We start from the raw sequence: 21519 nt of genomic DNA, 5'->3' as shown, positions 1-21519 counted from the left end.
TCCACGTCTGCAACATTGCTCGACATCAAGATATCTCGTGATCGGCCCGTACTCGACAGGGGTCCGCACACAGGTGGGGGATGTGTGCCGACATCCGGGATCCACGCAAGAGGAAGTACCTCCTCCGGGCAACCTGATCGCCTGCTCCAACAGTCATGCAGGCAGATCACCGATCCCGCGGCCGGTCCTGACCACCCGGCCGCCCCAGCGAAAGCGGACCATGAGATATCGCAGCAGAGTGACGGCCCCCGCGGCCGCCCTGATCGGCACCGCGGCGGCCCTGACCGTCGCGCCCTCCGCCCACGCCACGCCGACGACGGGGACGTCGGCCGCCGGGACCTCCGGCACCCCGGGCCCCGAGACCCTCGGCGACCCCGTCTACCCGGCCCTCGGCAACGACGGCTACCGCGTCGCCGCCTACCACCTCGACTTCTCCTACGACGCCACCACCCACCTGGTCGACGCCACCGCGACCCTGCGGATCCGCACCACCCAGGCCCTGAGCCGGCTCTCCCTCGACTGTCTCGGCCTCGACATCCGTTCCGTCCGGGTCGGCGGCCGGAGGGCGGCCCACGAGCAGGTCGACGAGAAGCTGCGCGTCACGCCCGCCCGCACCCTCCCGGCGAAGTCCTGGGTCACGGTCCGCGTGGAGTACTCGGCGGACCCGCGCCGTGCCCTGGCGCACACCGCCTGGGTCGACACGCCGGACGGCTTCGCGGTGTGCCCCCAGCCGAACTCGGCGCACACCGTCTTCCCCTGCAACGACCACCCCTCCGACAAGGCCGACTTCACCTTCCGCCTGACCGTCCCCGGCGGCCTGCGGGGCGTGGCGAGCGGCCTGCTGGTGCGCACCGAGAACCTGGACGGCGGCCGTACGGCGTACACGTACCGCTCGCGCGAGCCCATCGCCACCGAGCTGGTGCAGATCACGGTCGGCGACTACGTGGTCAGAGAGCGGCAGGGCCCGCACGGGCTCCCGCTGCGGGACATCGTCCCGACCGCCCGGGCCGAGGCGCTGGAACCGGCGCTCGCGCTGACGCCGGGCATCGTGGCATGGCTGGAGGCGAGGCTCGGGGCGTACCCCTTCGAGACGTACGGACTGCTGCCCTGCAACTCCGACGACCCGGAGGCCTTCGACTTCACCGGTCTGGAGACCCAGACCCTCACCCTGTACAAGCCGAACTTCCTGCTCCAGGAGGAGAAGAAGATCGGTTCGCACATGATGCACGAGCTGGTCCACTCCTACTTCGGCAACAGCGTCAGCCCCGCCACCTGGGCCGACCTGTGGCTGAACGAGGGCCACGCCGACTTCTACGGGCTGCTCTACCGCTATGAGCGCGGCTGGGCCGACTCCATGGGCCTGACCACCCTGGAGGCCCGTATGAAGGACACCTACGCGCGCGGCGACCAGTGGCGCCACGACTGGGGGCCGGTCGCGGCGCCGAACGCGGAGAACCTGTTCGAGTCCCAGCGCTACCTGGGCGGTGTCCTGGTCCTGTACGCGCTGCGCAACCTCGTCGGCGAGGTGGCCTTCAACGCCCTCGAGCGGGCCTTCCTCGCCCGGCACCGCGACTCCTCGGCGTCGACGCGGGACTACATCACCGTCGCCTCGGAGGTCACCGGTCAGGATCTGTCCGGATTCCTGCGGGACTGGCTGTACGGCACGAAGACGCCGCGGATGCCGGGGCACCCGGACTGGACGGTCACCCCGGTGGACCCGTCCCTCGCCGCGCCGCACCGCCGCAAGGGCGGCCACCACGACAACTCGGCCACCCTCTAGGGGTATCCGGGTACGTCAGTCGAGGCGGACGGGGGCCATTCCGTCCGCCTCCTCGGGGATGCGCTGCTGCGGGATCGCGACCGTCCCCTGCTGGATCGCCACCGTGCGCGTGGGCGCCGGGATGCTGATGCCCTCCTTGCGGTAGCGCCGGTGCAGACGCTTGATGAACTCGTGCTTGATCCGGTACTGGTCGCTGAACTCGCCGACGCCCAGGATGACGGTGAAGCCGATCCGGGAGTCGCCGAAGGTGTGGAAGCGGATGATCGGCTCGTGGTCCTGGACGGCGCCCTCGACCTCGGTCATGACCTCGCCGATGACCTCGTTCGTCACCCGCTCGACATGGTCCAGATCGCTGTCGTAGGCCACGCCGACCTGGACCAGGATCGTCAACTCCTGCTCGGGACGCATGAAGTTGGTCATGTTCGTCTTCGCGAGCTCCCCGTTGGGGATCACGATCAGGTTGTTGGACAGTGCGCGCACGGTCGTCTGGCGCCAGTTGATGTCCTCGACATAGCCCTCCTCGCCGCTGGCCAGCTTGATGTAGTCGCCGGGCTGGACGGTCTTGGAGGCGAGGATGTGGATGCCCGCGAACAGGTTGGCGAGCGTGTCCTGAAGGGCGAGCGCGACCGCGAGACCGCCGACGCCCAGGGCGGTGAGCAGGGGCGCTATGGAGATGCCCAGCGTCTGCAGCACCACCAGGAAGCCGATGGCCAGGATCAGGATCCGGGTGATGTTGACGAAGATCGTGGCGGAGCCCGCGACGCCGGGGCGGGACTGGGTGACCGTCCGCATCAGCCCGGCGATCCCGCGGGCCGCCGTCAGCGTCACCACGAAGATGAGCACCACGGTCAGGACCTGGTTGACGTTGTGCTGGACCGTCCTGGTCAGCGGCAGCGCCGCGCCCGCGGAGGCCGCGCCGCCGAGGAAGGCCGCCCACGGCACCACCGTCCGCAGCACGTCCACGATGAGGTCGTCGCCACTCCAGCGGGTGCGGTCGGCGTGCTTGCCCAGCCAGCGCAGCAGCATCCGCAGCAGGAAGGCCGCGAGCAGGCCGGCTGCCAGCCAGATTCCGGGGATGACCAGGTCGTCCATGGTGAGCGTCCGGTTCACCGGTCACCTCCGGGGCGGAGCGCTGCGGCGAATCCCTTCGCCGACGGCCCGATGTGAAGTCTCGTCACGTTGTCACCTGCTCGATTCCGCGATGTGCCGTCGCACCGGCCACCCCATCCCCCGAGACCGGCGCGAAGGCTCATCCTGCCGTATCTGGCACACGTGTTCGTTCCAGGATCGTCGGCCGGACGGCCTCATCAGTCGCTTTCGGGCATTCTCCCTCGGACCCGCGCCGCCTTCGAGGCCCGAACGACCGCACTCCGGGGCTCGCTTGATGCGTGAGCGACGCACAAGGGCCGCGCACGTCCGCGCGCGCTCCGGCGGCCGGGCCCCGTCACAGGTCCGTGAACGACCCGTGCCGCCCCGCACCCGAGGCGAAGCGGGCCGCGCCCTCCAGACTCTCCGCCAGCACACCCATGCCGTGACGCAACTCACCCCGCATCGCGGCCGGCTCGTCCAGCCCGTCCTGCTCGAGCACGGAGGCGCGGTCGGCGCGCAGGCACGCCTGCGGGAACCGTGCGATCGCCGCGGCCAGCTCCTCCGCCTCGGCGCGGGCCCGCCCGGTCGGCACGACACGGTTGGCGAGCCCCATGTCATGGGCCTCGGCCGCGGGCACCGGGCGTCCGGTCAGGATCATGTCCAGCGCGCGACTCGTGCCGATCAGCCGGGGCAGCCGTACCGTGCCGCCGTCGATCAGCGGTACGCCCCAGCGGCGGCAGAACACGCCGAAGACGGCGTCCTCCTCGGCCACCCGCAGATCGCACCACAGCGCCAGCTCCAGGCCACCGGCCACGGCGTGCCCGGCGACCGCCGCGATCACCGGCTTCGACAGCCGCAGCCGCGTCGGCCCCATCGGACCGTCGCCCTCCTCGGCGACCCGGTTGTCCCGCTCGCCGTCGAGCGCCTTGAGATCGGCGCCCGCGCAGAACGTGCCGCCCGCACCCCACAGCACCGCCACCCGCGCCTCGTCATCGGCCTCGAACTCCCGGAAGGCGGCGACCAGTTCGGCGGCGGTCGGGCCGTCGACCGCGTTGCGGACCTCGGGGCGGGAGAGGACGACGGTGGTGACGTGACCCTGGCGCTCGACTCGGACCGGCATGGCGGGGTCCCCTTCCGTGGGCGGACCCCGTACGTTACTGGCCGGTCACATGAGCTTCCACCGGAACCGCCCGGTCAGATGACCTTCCACCGCACCAGCGCCCCCAGCGTCAACGCCCCCGGCAGCAGCGGCAGCCACACCGTGATGATCCGGTACGCCAGCACCACCGCCGTCGTCACCGCCACCGGGCCGCCCGCCGCCACCAGAGCCACGATCAGCGCCGCCTCCACCGAGCCGAGTCCGCCCGGCGTGGGCACCACCGCGACGGCGACGGTCGCCGCCAGATACGCGAGCGCCATGTGGGCCGGCGGCACCTCCAGGCCCAGGGCGAGCCCGACCAGCACCAGCCCCGACGCCTGGAGCACCGGGAAGGCCAGCGAGCCGCCCCACAGCGCCAGCGCCCGGGAGGGGCGGGCGTGCACCGAGCGCGCCTCGCCCAGCGCGGTGCGCAGGAACGACGTCACGGCGGTGCGCAGCCGCCGTACGACGGCGAAGACGGCCACGACCACGACGGCCGCCGCGCCGGCGATCAGCAGCAGCGGGCCCCATGACCCCTCCGGGAGCAGGGGCCCGAGCCGCAGCGCGTGCGGGAAGGCGATGAGCAGCGCGGCCAGCAGACCGACCCGGGCGATGCTCTCCGCCAGCAGATACAGGGCCAGCGCGGCCGAGGAGCGGGCGAGCGGCAGCCCGCACACCGTCATGAAGCGCAGGTTGACGGCGCTCGCGCCCAGCCCGGTGGGCAGCAGGTGGTTGGCCGAGCCCGCCGCGAACTGCGTGACGAGCAGCCGCAGTCTGGGCAGCCGGTCGACCACCGCGCCCTGCCGGGTCACCGCGGCCGCCACCCACGTCAGGCAGGTGGCGCCGGCCGCGGCGAGCAGCCAGGGCCACTTGGCCGTCGCCAGATGCCCGATGCCCTCAATGAGCACGGCCCGGTGCCGCACCGCGATCACGACCACGAGGACGAGCGGGAGCAGGACGAGTATCTGGCGGAGCGGGAGCCGCCGGAGCAGGCGTCCCGGGAGGAGTCGTACCGCTGTCACACTCGGAGAGGTTCTCCGCGCCGCGCCAACGGCGGGTTGCGACAGCGCGGACGGCGCATGACGGACCGGCTGCGGACGGCCGTCGGCCTTCGCGAAGCCGCCGACAGGGCAGGGATTGACCTCAATGTTGCTTGAGGTTCTACGTTCCTTCCCATGAGCATGGAGACCACAGCCTGGACCCAGCTGCACAGCGTCATGAACGCCGAGCAGAAGCGCCGCCCGTTCGCCCGCGCCACGCTGCGCCGCATCAGCGCGTTCGCCCGCCCGCACCGCCGCCGGATCGCGCTCTTCGTCGTGCTCGGGGTGATGACCGCGCTGCTCGCCGTCGCGACCCCCGTGCTCGCCGGAAGCGTCGTCGACGCGATCGTGACGGGCGGCGACGAGGGCACCGTCGTCCGCCTCGCCCTGCTGATCGCCCTGATCGCGGTCGCCGAGGCGGTCCTCGGGATCCTCGCCAGGCGCCTGTCGGCGACCCTCGGCGAGGGACTCATCCTCGATCTGCGGACGGCTGTGTTCGATCATGTGCAGCGCATGCCGGTCGCGTTCTTCACACGTACTCGTACGGGAGCGCTCGTCTCCCGTCTCAACAACGACGTCATCGGCGCACAACGCGCCTTCAGCAACACCCTGTCCGGAGTGGTCAGCAACCTCGTCACCCTGCTGCTCACCCTCGCCGTCATGCTCACCCTGTCCTGGCAGATCACCCTGCTCGCCCTCGTCCTGCTCCCGGTGTTCGTGATCCCGGCGCGGCGCATGGGCCACCGCATGGCGCGGATGCAGCGCGAGGCGGCCGCGCTCAACGCCTCGATGGGCACCCGTATGACCGAGCGCTTCTCGGCCCCCGGCGCCACGCTGGTCAAGCTCTTCGGGCGCCCGCGGGAGGAGTCGCAGGAGTTCGCGGCCCGGGCCGGGCGGGTCGCACAGATCGGCGTACGGACCGCCACCGCCCAGTCGGTGTTCATCACCGCGCTCACCCTGGTCTCCGCCCTGGCCCTCGCCCTGGTCTACGGCCTCGGCGGCTTCTTCGCCCTGCGCGGCACCCTGGAGCCGGGCGCCGTCGTCTCCCTGGCGCTGCTGCTGACCCGCATGTACGCCCCGCTCACCGCACTCGCCGGCGCCCGTGTCGAGGTCATGAGCGCCCTGGTCAGCTTCGAGCGGGTCTTCGAGGTGCTCGACCTCGAGCCGCTGATCGAGGAGCGGCCGGACGCGAAGGAGGTCCCCGAGGGCCCGGTGCCGGTGGAGTTCGAGAACGTCCGCTTCGGCTACCCGTCCGCCGACAAGGTCTCCCTCGCCTCCCTGGAGGAGGTGGCGTCCCTCGACACCCGCGGCGGCACCGAGGTGCTGCACGGCATCTCCTTCCGCGCGGAACCCGGGCAGACCGTCGCCCTGGTCGGCTCGTCCGGCGCCGGCAAGTCGACCATCGCCCAACTGCTGCCGCGTCTCTACGACGTCGACGAGGGCGCCGTACGCGTGGGCGGCCTGGACGTCCGCGACCTGAGCGCCGAGTCCCTGCGCTCCACCCTCGGCATGGTCACCCAGGACGGGCACCTCTTCCACGACACCGTCCGCGCCAACCTGCTGCTGGCCCGCCCCTTGGCCACCGACACCGAACTCTGGGACGCCCTGCGCCGCTCCCGCCTCGACGCTCTCGTACGGTCCCTGCCCGACGGCCTCGACACGGTGGTCGGCGAGCGCGGCTACCGGCTCTCCGGCGGTGAACGCCAGCGGATGACCATCGCCCGGCTGCTGCTGGCCCGCCAGCGCGTCGTCATCCTCGACGAGGCCACCGCCCACCTCGACAACACCTCGGAGGCGGCGGTGCAGGAGGCGCTCGCCGAGGCGCTTCAGGGCAGGACCGCGGTCGTGATCGCCCACCGGCTGTCCACCGTGCGGGCGGCCGACCAGATCCTGGTGGTCGAGGCCGGCCGGATCGTCGAACGCGGCACCCACGAGGAGTTGCTGGCGGCCGGGGGACGCTACGCCGAGCTGCACCGGACGCAGTTCGAGGGCCAACTCGCCCCTCAGGAACAAACAAAGACCGACAGCGTCATTGCTTCACATGGGTTGGCATCCTAGGGTTCCGTTCGGTTTACCAACAGCACCGCACAAGATCTGACGCTCCCTCAAGCCGTGCAACGTACCGCCGTTGCGAGGAAGGCCATGGTCATGCCGGACACCCCCCTGTTTCCCGCCGGCCCGTCCCGTCCCCAGGGCGCGCCCGTCAGCCGCCGTCGCCTCCTGGAGGGCGGAGCAGCCGTCCTCGGCGCGCTCGCCCTGTCCGGCTCGTCGGCGGCCGTGGCACGCGCGGCCGACGGGGCCGCGGCCGAATCCCCGGAGTGGAACGGCAGGATCAACCTCTTCCAGGTGGGCGCCGAGCCACCCCACACCACGCTGATGCCGTACGCGAACGTCAGACAGGCCCTGGAGGCCGACCGCACCCGCTCGCCGTACCGCCTGAGCCTCGACGGCAGATGGAAGTTCGCCTACGCCGACCGCCCCGACGACCGCGACACCGACTTCTACCGCACGGATGTCGACGACCGGGACTGGGACACCATCCCGGTCCCCTCCGCCTGGCAGCTGCACGGCTACGACTTCCCGATCTACGTCAACATCACCTACCCGTGGTGGGGCCCCAACGGCCTCGGCGAGGAACCCCAGCCGCCGAACGCCCCCACCCGCTACAACCCGGTCGGCCAGTACAGAAGGACCTTCACGGTCCCGCGGGACTGGAAGGGCCGGCGGACCTTCCTGCACTTCGAGGGCGTCAAGTCCGCCCACTACGTGTGGATCAACGGCGAGTTGGTGGGCTACAAGGAGGACTCCTTCACCCCCGCCGAGTACGACATCACCGAGCACCTCAAGCCCGGCACCAACCAGATCGCCGTCGAGGTCTACCGCTACTCCGACGGCGACTGGCTGGAGGACCAGGACATGATCCGGCTGAGCGGCATCTTCCGCTCGGTCTACCTGTACTCCACCCCGGCCGTGCACCTGCGCGACTTCAAGCTGGACACCCCGCTGAGCGACGGCTGTCAGGCGGCCGCCCTGTCGGTCACGGCGAGCGTGCGCGCCTACGGCGGTGGCGACGGCGGACGGTACACGGTCGAGACGCAGCTGTACGACGCGCACGGACACCCGGTCTGGTCCCGCCCCCTGCACCAGCGCGTCGACGTGGGCGCCGTCGGCGAGGACGTGACCGTACGGGCCGACCGGGCCGTCCCCGCGCCCAAGCTCTGGTCGGCCGAACACCCGTACCTCTACACGGCCGTCCTCCGGCTGCGCGACCCCGCCGGAAGAGTGATCGAGACCCTGTCCCACCGCGTCGGCCTGCGCGAGTTCGCGCTCAAGGACGGCCAGATGCGCATCAACGGCAAGCCCGTCTCCTTCCGCGGCACCAACCGGCACGAGATGCACCCCGAACGCGGTATCGCCCTCACCCGCGCGGACATGATCGAGGACATCGAGATCATCAAGCGGATGAACATGAACAGCGTCCGCACCTCGCACTACCCCAACAACCCGCAGTGGCTCGAACTCGCCGACGAGTACGGCCTGTACCTCGTCGACGAGACCAACCTCGAGACCCATGGCATCCGCGGCGAGTACCCGGGCAACCACGCGGACTGGACCGAGGCCTGCGTCTCCCGCGCGCAGAACATGGTCCACCGCGACAAGAACCACGCCTCGGTCGTCATCTGGTCGCTCGGCAACGAGGCGGGCGGCGGCAGCACGTTCGTCGCGATGCACGACTGGATCAAGTCGTACGACACCACGCGCGTCATCCAGTACGAGGGCGACGACCGGCCGGCGATCAGCGACATCCGCTCGGAGATGTACGACAGCCCCTCGCGCGTCGAGTCCCGGGCCAAGGACACCGCCGACACCCGGCCGTACGTCATGATCGAGTACTCCCACGCGATGGGGAACTCCAACGGCAACTTCAAGAAGTACTGGGACCTCGTGCGCCGCTACGACGTCCTCCAGGGCGGCTGGGTCTGGGACTTCATGGACCAGGCCCTGAGCTGGCCCACCCCGACCCGCAAGCAGTTCACGGACGCCGGGCCGGCCGGCCTGCGCGGCGAGATCATGGCCCCCAGCGGCACCTTCGACCGCGCCAAGGGCGTCTTCGGCGGCACGGTCTTCGCCCGCGACGCGAGCCTCGACCTCACCGGCTCCCTGACGCTGGAGGCGTGGATCACCCCGCACCACCTCGGCTACCACCAGCCGATCATCGCCAAGGGCGACACCCAGTACGCCCTGAAGCAGACCGACGACAAGCTCGAGTTCTTCATCCACGGCGGCGGACAGTGGATCACCGCGAGCTGGGCGCTGCCCGACAACTGGACCGGCACCGAGCACCATGTCGCCGGCGTCTTCGACGCGGACGCGGGCAGGCTCACCCTCTACGTCGACGGCGAGGCCAGGGCCACCCGCACCACCACCCAGAAGCCCGCCCGCAACACCGCCTCCCTCGCGCTCGCCACCGACATGGACAACCCCAGCCGGGAGTTCAGCGGCACCATCCGGCGAGCACGCGTGTACGCCCGTGCCCTGAGCGCCGGCGAACTGGCCTCGGACGGCCGCGGCCCCGATGACGACGGGGTGCGGTTCTGGTTCGACGCGGCGACGGTCGCCCTCACCGAGAAGCGGCCGAGGCAGAAGACCTTCTTCGCGTACGGCGGCGACTGGGGCGACAACCCCAACGACTTCAACTTCGTCGCCGACGGCATCGTCACCGCCGACCGCCGGCACACCGGCAAGGCCGCCGAGATCAAGCGGATCTACCAGGCGATCAACGCCGCACCGGCCGCCGGCGACCGGCTCGCCCCCGGCGCGGCGGTGCTGCTCACCAACGAGAACCTGTTCACCAACCTCCGTGAGTTCGACGGGCGTTGGGCGCTCGTCGCCGACGGCGAGGTGGTGCAGCGCGGACGGCTGAGCCGCACACAGCTCGATGTCGCCCCGCTGTCCAGCAGGAAGATCACCGTGCCCTTCAGGGTGCCGGACAGGCCGGCGCCGGGCACGGAGTACTTCCTGGAGCTGTCCTTCACCACGAAGGAGACGACGAAGTGGGCCCGGGCCGGCTTCGAGGTCGCCAAGCAGCAACTCCCCGTCGACGCGGGCAGCCCGGCGGTGACTCCGGTCCCGCTGGACCGCGTTCCGGCCGTGACCTACGAGGACACCGACGGCGCGGTCTCCGTCTCCGGCCGCGGCTTCGCCGTCACCGTGGACAAGAAGACGGGCGTCATCACCTCCTACAAGGCTCGCGGCGCCCAGCTGATCTCCTCCGGCCCCGCCCCGAACTTCTGGCGGGCGCCCACCGACAACGACAAGGGCAACGGCCAGCACACCCGCAACCAGACCTGGCGTGACGCCGGCAGCCGGCGCGAGGTGACCGGCGTCGCCGTCCGCGCGCTGCGGGACAGGGCCGTCGAGATCAAGGTCAGCGGCACCCTGCCGACCACCACGGAGTCGTCGTACACCACCACCTACACGGTCTTCGGCAACGGCGAGATCAAGGTCGACAACACCCTGCACCCGGGCGCGGCCTCCCTGCCGTACCTCCCCGAGGTCGGCACCCTGCTGTTCCTGCCCGGTCGTCTGAACCGTCTGCACTACTACGGTCGCGGCCCCGAGGAGAACCACTGGGACCGCAACAACGGCACCGACGTGGGCCGCTGGTCCGGGACCGTCTCCGGCCAGTGGGAGCCCTACATCCGCCCGCAGGAGAACGGCAACAAGACCGACGTCCGCTGGGTGGCGCTGACCGGCGGCCACGGCGCCGGGCTGCTGGTCTCCGGCGAACCGCTCCTCGAGGTCAGCGCCTCGCACTTCACGCCGGAGGACCTGTCGGTGGGCGCGCGCCACGACTACCAGCTGACGCCGCGCGACGAGGTCGTCCTGCGGCTCAGCCACCGGCAGATGGGCGTGGGCGGCGACAACAGCTGGGGCGCCCACACGCACGACGAGTACAAGCTGTTCGCGAACCGCGACTACTCCTACACCTACCGGCTGCGCCCGCTGACCGACCTGGACGAGGCGATGACGGCGTCACGGAGGCCCACGGCGGCCGAGTGACGCCGAACGCGAACGGGGTCCCGGCGCGCTGCCGGGACCCCGCCGCGTGCACCCGCCCCTCACCTGCCCCAGATCTTCCGGTACGCCTCCTGGTAGCCCACCGGGTTCCATGTCGTCGCGCCCTCGCTGTTGTCGGCCGTGCTGATGTGGACCGGCGCCACATAGCCGCTCGCGGGCCGCCCGGAGAAGGCGCGGTTGAACTCGTCGACGATCTGCCAGCCCTGCAGGGACAGCGGTTCGGGCACGGTGGCCGCCTGGTACTGCTCGCTGTTGATGCGCTGGAAGGCGGAGGGATCGCCGTCTCCGGCGCCGATGTTGAGAGGCGGGCCGGAACCGTCCCGGCCGGCCGCGCGGAAGGCCGGTGCGGCATCGGCGAAGTACAGGTCGTTGATGGCGACGGAATGGGTCCACCGGTTCTGGAAGCGGGAGAGGAGCGAGGCGACCTCACGGGGCGTACGGCTGCTCGCGTCCGGGATCGGGATGTTCTCGTACGCCAGCAGCTCCACGCCCGCGCAGGTGGCGAGTTCGTCCCTGATCAGCTCGGACTTGTTCCTGGCGAAGGGGATCGAGGCATCCGTGAAGATCACGACGCCGGCGTCGCCGTCGGACTCGGAGATCACCCACTGCGCGCTGATCCGGGCCACCTCCTCGACGTCGGTGGTGACGTTGGTGAAGAGCGCGGGGCGCCGGCTGGGGCCCGGCGAGGCGACCGCGTGCCAGCCGATGAGCGGGATGCGGGCCGCGTTCGCCCGCGCCACCTGCCGCGAGGTCGAGTTGGGGTCGAAGCCGCCGATGACGATGCCCGCCGGCCTGAGGGCGACGGCCTCGCTCATGGCCGCCTGGATGCCCGCCGGGGTGCCACCGCCGTCGATCACCCGGACGTTCCAGCCGATGACCCGCGCGGCGGCCCGCACGCCCGCGGCGGCGCCCGCGACCCCGGGGTTGGTCATGGTCTGCGCGACATACACGATGCTCTTGCCGGATACGGCCCCGGGGCCGCTGGTCGGTCCGTTCCAGGGCACATCGGACCGCTCCGCCCGGCTGACGGCGGCCCGCGCCTCGGCGTGGGCGGCGGGACAGCCGCTCGGGCCGGAGGGGGAGTCCCGCTGCCCGCTGGACGAGCCGCGCTCACAGCCGACGACGGCGGTGGCCACGGCCAGCAGGACGGCGGCGGCGGATCTGGCCTTGCGATGGCGGTGCACGGGAACTCCTCGCGGCTGTGGGTCAGGGGGTGCCGCCCTCCTGCGGCGGGGGCGTCGGCGGCTGTGCTGTCGCGCCGGGCGAGTCGCGGGCCGCGGTGGCGCCGGTGCGCAGCCGGCGGCGCGAGGCGTAGCCGGCGAGGCCGACGGCGAGGAGCAGGGTGCCGCCGTGGAACAACGGGACCGTCCAGAATTCGGCGCCCATCTGGCCGATGCCGGTGAGGCCGACGGCGAGGACGGCGACGGCGACGAGGGTGCCCGGGGCGTTGGGGCGGCCGGGCTTGATCGCGGTGGAGCCGAGGAGCGCGCCGACGAAGGCGGGCAGCAGGTAGTCGAGGCCGACGCTCGGGTTGCCGATCTGCTGCTGGGCCGCGAGCAGCACTCCGGCGAAGCCGACGAGCAGCCCCGACGTGGCGAAGGCGTACACGGTGTACTTCCGCACCGGGATGCCGAGGAGGTCGGCGGCGCGCGGGTTCGAACCGACGACGTACAGGTACCGGCCGAGCGGCAGCCGCTCCAGCACCAGCCACAGGGCGGCGGCGACGGCGAGCACGTAGAAGGCGGGGACCGGGAGGCCGAGGAACGTGGAGTTGTAGAGGTCGGTGAAGGCGGGCGGAAGGCCCTGCGGGCCGGGGACGATCCGGCCGCCGTCGGTGATCCAGCCGGTGACGGCGTACATCATGCTGCCGGTCCCGAGCGTGGCGATGAACGAGTCGATCCGGCCGAACTCGACGATGACGCCGTTGAGGACGCCGACGACACACCCGCCGACGATCACCGCGAGACAGGCGAGCGGCCAGGGCCACCCGTCATGGACGACGAGTCGCAGCACCATGACGTGCGCCAGGCCGAGGCCGTAGCCGATGGAGAGGTCGAAGGCGCCGGTCACGATGGGGACCATGGCGGCGAGCGCGAGCACCGCCGGGATCGACTGGGTGGACAGGATCGAGTCGACGGTGTCCAGGGTGGGAAACGTACGCGGCAGGGTGAGGGAGAAGACCAGGAAGAGCAGGGCGGTCAGGGCCAGGAGGCCGTAGGCGCCGACGAGATGTCCGCCCGAGTCGCGCAGCCGGGCGAGCCGGGTCGGCCCGCCCGGTCGTCGAGGCCGTGGCCGGGTCGAGGCGGTCACCGGTCGGTCGCTGTTTCGGCGGGAGGCAGCGTCGAGGCCGCTCGGGTGAGCCCGGCGACCGTGAGGGACGGGCCGCTCAACTCCGCCGCCACCGACCCGCGGACGAAGACCAGGGCACGCCGGCAGACGTCCGCGACCTCCTCGAAGTCGGTGGAGACCAGGAGCACCGCGAGACCGGCGGCCAGCGCCTCGTCCAGCAGCCGGTGGATCGCGGCCTTGGCGCCGATGTCCACGCTGGCCGTCGGCTCCTCGAGGACCAGCAGCCGCAGGCCCACGCGGAGCCATCGCCCGATCATGACCTTCTGCTGGTTGCCGCCGGACAGGGTGGCGATGGGGGCCTCGCCGTCCCGGGGGCGCACCGAGAAACGGTCGATCAGGGCGGCGGCCTGGCGGCGTTCGCGTCGCGGACCGATCCAGCGCGGCGTCGGCGGGCCGCCCGCGCCCGGGTTGGCCAGGAGGTTCTCCCGTACCGTCAACTCGGCCAGACAGCCCTCCAGTTGCCGGTCGCCGGGTACGAGGGCGACGCCGTGCGCGACCGCGTCGGCGATCGCACGAGGGCGGTAGGGGCGGCCGCCGAGGAGGGCGCGCCCGGCTCGGAGCGGCCGGGCACCCGCGACGGCTCGGCCCAGCTCCGCGTGTCCCGCGCCCGTGAGGCCGACCAGTCCCACGACCTCCCCGGCCCCGAGTTCGAGGTCGACCGGCCCGGCGCCCGCGGTCCGTACGCCGTCGAGGGCCAGGACGGCCGGTCCGGTGACGGGGGCCAAGGCGCGGCGGCGAGCGAAGCGAGATGGGGGTCCCCCCGGACGGAGTCTGGGGGAGGTCGGCTCCTCGCCGGTGATGTCGCGCACGAGGCGTGCCGGGCTGTGGCCGGTCAGCGGGCCGTGGCTGACCAGGTGGCCGTCGCGCAGCACGGCGAAGGTGTCGGCGACCTCGTACACCTCGTCCAGGCGGTGGGTGACGTAGAGGATGCCGTGCCCTCGGTCGCGCAGGGCGTGCAAGGCGCCGAAGAGCCGGGCGCAGTCCGCGGCGGGCAGGCGTGCCGTCGGCTCGTCGAGGACGATGAGCCCGGCCCGTGCCGACAGGGCCCGTGCGATGGCGACCAGTGAGCGCTCGGCCGGAGCGAGCCCGGCGATCGGCGCGTCGGGGTCGAGCTGTCCGGCGACGCTCCGCAGGGCCTCGGTGCAGTGCTCCCGGGTCCGCCGCCAGGAGATCAGTCCGGCGCGGCGCGGATACCCGGTGCCGAGGGCGATGTTCTCGGCGACCGTCATCCACTCCACCAGACCGAGGTCCTGGTGGATGAAGGACATGGCGCGGGAGGCGCCGTGGCTCCCGAGCGGGTGCCCGCCCACCGTGATCTGCCCCGCGTCGGCGTGGTGGACGCCGGCCAGCACCTTGATGAGCGTGGACTTTCCGGCTCCGTTGGGACCGAGGAGGGCGAGGACGCTGCCGGCGTGGACGTCGAGATCGACCCCGGCCAGCGCGACGGTCCCCCCGAACCGCTTGGCGAGCCCACGGACACGGACCAGAGGTTGCACGGCGATCCCCGGTGATCGGCCTGGCGGGTTCTTCCCGACTGTCACGAGCGATACTAACGACGGTTATGTAGATGTATCGATCAGATTGATACCTTATGCCCCCAACGGGTCAGCGGCCGTCTCACCCGCCGTGGAGCTCGCATTCGGCCCAGATGACCTTGCCCTGCGGGGTGTAGCGCGTCCCCCAGCTCTGTGAGAGCTGCGCGACCAGGAAGAGGCCGCGGCCGCCCTCGTCGGTGATGGCCGCCCGGCGCATATGGGGCGCCGTGTCGCTGGTGTCGGAGACCTCGCAGACCAGGGTGCGGTCGTGCAGCAGCCGTACCTGGATGGGGCCGGTGCCGTGCCGGATGGCGTTGGTGACCAGCTCGCTGAGCATCAGTTCCGTGGCGAACGCGGCCTCGTCGAGTCCCCAGTCGGTGAGCTGCCGCATGGCCGCGGCACGGATGTCGCTGACCCGGGCCGGGTCGGCGGGCAGTTCCCAGGTGGCGATCCGGTGCGGGTCGAGGGCGTGGGTCCGGGCGACCAGCAGGGCGATGTCGTCGTAGGGTCCGGCGGGCGCGACGGTGTCCAGGACCGCCTGGCAGGTCTCCTCCGGTGTGCGCCCCGGGTGGGCCAGGGCACCGCGCAGCCGGTCGAGGACCTCGTCGACGTCTCGGTTCCGGTCCTCGATCAGCCCGTCGGTGTAGAGGACCAGTCGGCTGTCCTCGGGGAGGGCGATCTCGGCGGCCTCGAAGGGCAGGCCCCCGAGGCCGAGCGGCGGCCCGGCGGGCAGGTCCGGGAACGACACCGTGCCGTCGGGGGTGACCAGCGCGGGTGGGGGATGGCCGGCCCGGGCCATGGTGCACTGCTGCGAGGTCGGGTCGTAGACGGCGTACAGACAGGTCGCGCCGATGATGCCGGCGCCGTCGGAGGCGGGGTCCTCCCGGTCCAGTCGTGCCACGAGGTTGTCGAGGTGGGTGAGGACCTCGTCCGGAGGGAAGTCGAGCTCGGCGAAGCTTCGGGCGGCGGTCCGCAGCCGGCCCATGGTGGCGGCGGAGAGCATGCCGTGGCCGACGACGTCACCGACGAAGAGGCCGACGCGGGTGCCCGACAGGGGGATGACGTCGTACCAGTCGCCGCCGACGTCCGATTCGGCGGGCAGGTAGCGATGGGCGACGTCGACGGCGTCCTGGTCGGGCAGGCACTGGGGGAGCAGGTTGTGCTGCAGGGCCAGGGACATGGTCCGTTCGCGTGTGTAGCGCCGTGCGTTGTCGATCGAGAGTGCGGCCCGGGTGGCGAGCTCCTGGGCCAGTGAGCGGTCGTCGTCCTCGAAGGGAGCGGGATCCTCGGCGCGGTGGAAGCTGGCGACGCCCAGCACGACGCCGCGCGCGACCAGGGGCACGGCGATCAGGGAGTGGACCCGGCTCAGCGGCCGCGCGGAATGGTCGGCGTCCGGGGCGAGCGGGCCCGAGGCGGCCCTCAGGTCCGGTTCCAGCACGGCCCGCCCGCTCGTCAGGCAACGGAGCTGCGGCGTGGCCGGCCCGTACTCGACCCGCTTGCCGACCGGGTGGAAGGGATGGTCGTCGTGGATGCCGTGGACCACCGTGCGGTGCAGGTCATGGAGGGGATCGGTGGACTCCTCGCCCCGCAGTACGGGCTCGGGCAGATCGACGGTGACGAAGTCGGCCAGCCGCGGCACCGCGATCTCGGCGAGTTCCCGGGCGGTGCGGCGGACGTCCAGGGTGGTGCCGATGCGGGTACCGGCCTCGGACAGCAGCTCAAGACGGCGCCGCGCGGCCAGGGCGTACGCCCCTACCTGTGGCTCTCCGACCAGTACGAGCCCGCGCGCGGTGGACGGGGAGTCGTGGTGGTCGTCCGTCGTGTCGGCGGGGGCGGCCGAGGAGAGCAGGGCGACGGGGGCGCCGGTGGGCGCGGGGGAGAGGTCCAGCGGTTCGTGGACCTGGTGCGGGATGGCGGGGGTCGCGCCCGGTGGGTGGTCGCAGAGCACGGCCTCGACGGCGAAGCCCTCCACTCCGCCGGCGCCGGTCATCGCATGGCTCACGAGCGTGATCCGCCGGTCACCGGACAGGGGCACGTCGACGGCGCCCCGCTGGGCGCGTGAGATCAGCTCGGCCGCCTTCTCCAGGAGGACCGCCCGCTGCCCCGGGTGCAGCTCGGCGGCCAGTTCGTCCACTCCGACCAGGCGGCGCCGGTCTGCCGCGGCTGCGGCCCCGGCGTCCAGGTAGGCCCGCAGCAGCGCGCGCTCACGGGCGGAACTCTGCCGCAGCAGGCGCCGTTCGATGACGGCTGCCGCTCTGCGTATCACGGTTTCCAGGGACGGGTCCTCGACGTCGCGCGGGTAGCCGAAGCACAGGACACCCTCGATACGCCCGCTGAGCAGGTCGCGCAGGGGAAGCGCGCGGCAGGCGCTGCGCTGGGAGCGCTCGGCGAAGTGCTCGGCACCGTAGACCCGGATGAGCTGCCGCTCCGCCAGGGCGAGCCCGATGCCGTTGGTGCCGGCGACACGCTCGGCGAACACGAACCCCGGGACGCTCTGGAACGCGGGGAGACTCCTGACCAGCGACTCCTTGCCGAAACGGCGCAGGAGAACCGTTCCGTTCGCATCGGCGACGGAGATGTTCATCTCGCTGCCGTCGAACCTCGACCGCAACCGGTCGAGCACCGGCGCGGCGGCACGGACGATCGGGCCGTCCGGCTCGAAGTCCGCCCGGAACGGAAGGTCGGACTGGTCCGGCGACAGGCCCAGGTCCCGAGAGCGCCGCCAGGAGTCCAGGATCGAGGACCGCACACCCGTCTCGACCGGCTCACCCTGCAAGAACCGCTCACGAAAGCGGACGGGTCCCGCGCCGCCTGCCGCACTCCCCGTCAGCATCGATTCGCCGCCGGACCCAACCACGCTTCGCTCACTCGCATTCTCGACAATGCGCTAATCGGATAAATCTGGCACTGATGAGAATACGGGCATTGGGTACGTGAGTCACGGTTTGCAAGATTCGTTACGCACCGTGATCGGGGTGGAGGTGCGCCGCACCGTGAATCCGCTTACCGGGAGCGTCGGCGGCGGACTGCCACGGCCCCGATCAGCAGGGCGGCGAGGAGGACGGCGAGGACGGCGGGGCCGGTCGCGTCCAGGGCGTCGGCGAGGGAGCGCTGAATCGCGCCGGCCGTGTCGATGACCGGATCCTGGGTGGCCGGCGCGCGCTGGACGCGGATCTCGTACCAGCCGTAGTAGGCGACATACGCGCCGACCAGGAGCAGCAGTCCGCCGCCGATGCGGGAGGCGACGGAGCCGAGTCGGCGCAGCCGGCCGACGCGGGCGGTGCGGGTGAGGGCGACGGAGAGGGCCGCGGTGCCGACGATCAGGCCCATCCCGGCCGCGTACGCCGTGAACAGGGCGATGCCCTCCAGGGTGGATCCGCTGCGGAAGGCCGAGACGACGATGGCGAGAAACGGGGCGATGGTGCAGCCGAGGGAGGCGATCGCGTAGGCGGCGCCGAACAGGGCCATGGACGGCAGGGAGCGGGTGACGGTCGGGGCACGGCGCAGTCTCGGCAGCAGGCTGGGCAGGTCGCGGCCGGCCAGGATCCAGCCGCCGGCGAGGGCCAGAAGGAACCCGAAGCCGATGGTGAACCAGGGCAGGTGCTGTTGCACCTGCCCGGCGACGGGGGTGATGGCGAGGCCGAACAGGGCGAACACGGCGGCGAATCCGGCGGTCATCGCGGTGGTCGCCACCAGGGCCCGGGTGGCGGCGGTCGCGCGGGTCGGTGTGTCGTCGCCGAGGACGAGGAGGGAGAGGTAGGCGGGCAGGAGGGCGAAGCCGCAGGGGTTGACGGCGGCGAGCATGCCCGCGGTCAGGGCGAGGGCGAGGGGTAGATCGGACATGAGGATTCAGCCGACGAGCGGGCTGAGCTTGTCGGCGAGTCCCTTGCCGGCCGGGAGGCCGCCGGTGAACACGGTCTTGCCGTCCTTGTCGAGGATCACGTAGACGCTCTGCTCGGTGATCTCGAACTTCTTCCAGATGTCCCCGGCTTCGTCGGAGAGGTTCGGGAAGGCGCCCACCTTGGTGTCGGTGACGAAGTCCTTCATGGCCTGGGGCTTGTCGAGCCCGGCCACCCCGATCACATGCGCCTTGCCCTCGAACCGGTCGGCGACCCTGGCGGTTTCGGGGCCCTGGGCCTTGCAGGTGGGGCACCACGGAGCCCAGAACCACAGGACGGTGGGCTTACCCGCCAGTGTGGCCGCGTCGAAGGGCTTGCCGTCCACGGTGGTGCCGGTGAACCGGAGCGCCTCGGGGACCGCCGCTGCTCCGGATCCGTCCCCGTCCTGTGCCGCCGTCGAGGAGTCGGAGGCGGAGGAACTGTCCGTGGCCGCGGCGGCGCCGGAGGACGTGTCGTCCTGGGTGCCGCAGCCGGACAGGGTGAGCGCGGTGGTGGCTACGACAGCCGTGAACAGCAGGCGGGCGTGCATGGAGGACAGCTCCTCGTCGTCGGGGTCGGCTGAACTGTAAGCGGGGCCGGGCGGAGTCGGGGTCGGCCGGGGTGCTTACGGTTCGGTGACGTCCGCTCGCGGGACCCACCTGTCGAATTCCTGTCATCCCCGAGGCGTGGTTGCCCCTGCGCGCCGCCCGTTACTACCGTGCTCCTTGAGATTTCAACGGGAAATCCGATGGAAGGGTCTGTCATGCCCCTGCCGGAACGCACTGCACCATCCCTGGCTGCACCTGCGAACGAATCCCGAACTGCTCACCCTGGCCGCGAAGCACGGCCCGTCCGCACGGCCGGCTGACCCGCGTGGGCTGATGCCGGCCTGCGGGTCCATCTTCGGACGCCCGCTGTTCCTCCCCGTCCGCCGACGCGGATCGCACTTCAGGCTGCGTACCGGGCCCTCCCCGTCTCACCCCCCACCCGTCTTCAGGCATGTCCTCGCCTGGAACAGAAGGAGAGTTCCATGGACTCCACGCAGAGCGAGCCGCTCGACTACCTCGTGGTCGGCGGCGGCCCCGCCGGGCTCCAGCTCGGGCAGTTACTCCAGGCGGCCGGCCGCGGATACCGGATCCTGGAGAGCGGCCCGGCAGCGGGCACCTTCTTCCGTACCTTCCCCCGCCACCGCAAGCTGATCTCCATCAACAAGGTGCACAACGGCACCGACGATCCCGAGCTGAACCTCCGAATGGACTGGAACTCCCTGCTGTCCCCGGACGACCGGCTGCTGTTCACCCGCTACAGCAAGCGCTACTTCCCGCACGCCGACGACCTGGTGCGCTATCTCGCCGACTTCGCCGAGGCGTTCAAGCTGGACATCGCGTACGACACCCGGGCGGAGCGGATCCGGCGCGGCGCCGACGGCGGCTTCGTCGTCACCGATCAGCACGGGCAGGAGCATCACGCGCGCCGACTGGTGATGGCCACCGGCCTGACCCGGCCCAACACCCCGGAGATTCCCGGTATCGAGACCGCCGAGGACTACTCGGTCGTGTCGGTGGACCCCGAGGACTTCACCGACCAACGCGTCCTGATCCTCGGCAAGGGCAACTCCGCCCTGGAGACCGCGGACAACCTCGTCGAGACCGCGGCGGTGATCCATGTGGCCGGGCCGCACTCCATACGGATGGCCTGGAACAGCCACTACGTCGGCCATCTGCGCGCCGTCAACAACAACTTCCTCGACACCTACCAGCTCAAGTCCCAGAACGCCCTGCTGGACGGCCACGTACTGGCCATCGACAAGGACCCCGACGGAACCGGCTACCGCGTCCGCTTCAGTTTCTCCAGGGCCGACGAGGTGGTGAAGGAACTGCGCTACGACCGGGTCATCGTGTGCACCGGCTTCCGCTTCGACGCCTCGGTCTTCGCCCCGGACTGCCGGCCCGAACTGGTCATCGACGACCGCTTCGCCGCCCTCACCCCGGCGTACGAGTCGGTGAACGTGCCCGGTCTGTACTTCGCCGGCACCCTGATGCAGCAGCGTGACTTCAAGAAGTCCACCGGCGGCTTCATCCACGGCTTCCGCTACGCCGTACGCGCCCTGAGCCGCATCCTCGACGAACGCCACCACGACCGGCCCTGGCCGCACGAGCCGCTGGACACGTCCCCCTCCGCGCTGGCGGACGCCGTGGTGGCCAGGGTCAACCGCAGCTCGGCGCTCTGGCAGCAGTTCGGCGTCCTCGGGGACCTGATCGTCACGGCACCCGGCGAACCGGCCCGCTACCACGAGGAGGTCCCGGTCGCGTACGCCCACGAGAGCCAACTCACCGACGGCGCCGAGTACTTCACCGTCACCCTGGAGTACGGGCCCGACCACGACAAGGTCGACCCCTTCGACATCACGGTGCGCCGCACCGCCCAGAACTCGGTCGACGACGCTTTCGACGCCGCCTATCTGCACCCGGTGATCCGCCACTTCCGGGCCGGTGAGCCGCTGGGCACGCATCACATGGCCGAGAACCTGGAGAACGAGTGGGACCACCCGGAGGTCCATCGCGCCCCGCTCGCCCGGTTCTTCGCCCACGAGCTGGACCTCCAGCCGAGCGCCGTGCGGCGGTGACGG

13 protein-coding genes are annotated in these 21519 nt (G+C 71.5%); 4 read left to right on the top strand and 9 right to left on the bottom strand.

The window, feature by feature from the left end:
• The first annotated feature begins 220 nt into the window (after nt 1-220).
• On the top strand, nt 221-1780 hold the full coding sequence (locus IM697_RS27480; RefSeq protein ID WP_194038791.1) for a M1 family metallopeptidase: 1560 nt from the start codon (nt 221-223) through the stop codon (nt 1778-1780).
• A gap of 15 nt (nt 1781-1795) precedes the next feature.
• Here the strand turns inward: IM697_RS27480 and IM697_RS27475 are convergent, their stop codons facing one another.
• The 3 genes from IM697_RS27475 to IM697_RS27465 all read right to left on the bottom strand — a co-directional run bounded on the left by IM697_RS27475 (nt 1796) and on the right by IM697_RS27465 (nt 5029).
• Nucleotides 1796-2890 carry a mechanosensitive ion channel family protein gene (locus IM697_RS27475; RefSeq protein ID WP_194038790.1) on the bottom strand — a complete coding sequence of 365 codons (1095 nt, stop codon included), beginning with the start codon at nt 2888-2890 and terminating at the stop codon, nt 1796-1798.
• A gap of 334 nt (nt 2891-3224) precedes the next feature.
• On the bottom strand, nt 3225-3989 hold the full coding sequence (locus IM697_RS27470) for a crotonase/enoyl-CoA hydratase family protein (protein WP_194038789.1): 765 nt from the start codon (nt 3987-3989) through the stop codon (nt 3225-3227).
• Between the two features lie 74 nt (nt 3990-4063).
• Nucleotides 4064-5029 carry a lysylphosphatidylglycerol synthase transmembrane domain-containing protein gene (locus IM697_RS27465; protein WP_194038788.1) on the bottom strand — a complete coding sequence of 322 codons (966 nt, stop codon included), beginning with the start codon at nt 5027-5029 and terminating at the stop codon, nt 4064-4066.
• A gap of 159 nt (nt 5030-5188) precedes the next feature.
• Between IM697_RS27465 and IM697_RS27460 the strand changes: the two genes are divergently transcribed.
• Together IM697_RS27460 and IM697_RS27455 are read left to right on the top strand one after the other, a co-directional pair.
• Nucleotides 5189-7105 (top strand): ABC transporter ATP-binding protein, encoded by a 1917-nt coding sequence (locus tag IM697_RS27460; RefSeq protein ID WP_194049889.1) that lies wholly within the window; start codon nt 5189-5191, stop codon nt 7103-7105.
• A 90-nt stretch (nt 7106-7195) separates the two neighbouring features.
• Nucleotides 7196-11110 (top strand): glycoside hydrolase family 2 TIM barrel-domain containing protein, encoded by a 3915-nt coding sequence (locus tag IM697_RS27455; RefSeq protein ID WP_194038787.1) that lies wholly within the window; start codon nt 7196-7198, stop codon nt 11108-11110.
• Nucleotides 11111-11169: 59 nt separating this feature from the next.
• Here IM697_RS27455 and IM697_RS27450 read toward each other — a convergent pair whose 3' ends face one another.
• The 6 genes from IM697_RS27450 to IM697_RS27425 all read right to left on the bottom strand — a co-directional run bounded on the left by IM697_RS27450 (nt 11170) and on the right by IM697_RS27425 (nt 19440).
• A complete protein-coding gene (locus IM697_RS27450) occupies nt 11170-12312 on the bottom strand; it encodes a substrate-binding domain-containing protein (RefSeq protein WP_228044191.1) in 1143 nt (380 codons plus the stop codon).
• A 22-nt stretch (nt 12313-12334) separates the two neighbouring features.
• Nucleotides 12335-13438 (bottom strand): ABC transporter permease, encoded by a 1104-nt coding sequence (locus tag IM697_RS27445; protein ID WP_194038786.1) that lies wholly within the window; start codon nt 13436-13438, stop codon nt 12335-12337.
• Nucleotides 13435-14973, bottom strand: a complete 1539-nt coding sequence (locus IM697_RS27440; RefSeq protein ID WP_228044190.1) for a sugar ABC transporter ATP-binding protein — start codon at nt 14971-14973, stop codon at nt 13435-13437. The genes IM697_RS27445 and IM697_RS27440 overlap by 4 nt, the downstream gene beginning before the upstream one ends.
• 121 nt (nt 14974-15094) lie before the next feature.
• Entirely contained in the window at nt 15095-17845 is a 2751-nt protein-coding gene (locus tag IM697_RS27435) for a SpoIIE family protein phosphatase (RefSeq protein ID WP_407699552.1), read from the bottom strand.
• 170 nt (nt 17846-18015) lie between these two features.
• The gene (locus IM697_RS27430; protein WP_194038783.1) at nt 18016-18855 is read right to left on the bottom strand and encodes a cytochrome c biogenesis CcdA family protein; all 840 of its coding nucleotides are present in this window, start codon (nt 18853-18855) and stop codon (nt 18016-18018) included.
• A gap of 6 nt (nt 18856-18861) precedes the next feature.
• Nucleotides 18862-19440: a redoxin domain-containing protein gene (locus IM697_RS27425; protein ID WP_194038782.1), complete on the bottom strand. Its 579-nt coding sequence runs from the start codon at nt 19438-19440 to the stop codon at nt 18862-18864.
• A 480-nt stretch (nt 19441-19920) separates the two neighbouring features.
• Here IM697_RS27425 and IM697_RS27420 point away from each other — a divergent pair, with 480 nt between their 5' ends.
• Nucleotides 19921-21516: an NAD(P)-binding domain-containing protein gene (locus IM697_RS27420; RefSeq protein ID WP_194038781.1), complete on the top strand. Its 1596-nt coding sequence runs from the start codon at nt 19921-19923 to the stop codon at nt 21514-21516.
• Nucleotides 21517-21519 lie beyond the last annotated feature (3 nt).

Source organism: Streptomyces ferrugineus (assembly GCF_015160855.1).
Classification (GTDB): Bacteria; Actinomycetota; Actinomycetes; order Streptomycetales; family Streptomycetaceae; genus Streptomyces; species Streptomyces ferrugineus.
This window is presented reverse-complemented; position numbering and strand designations above follow the sequence as displayed.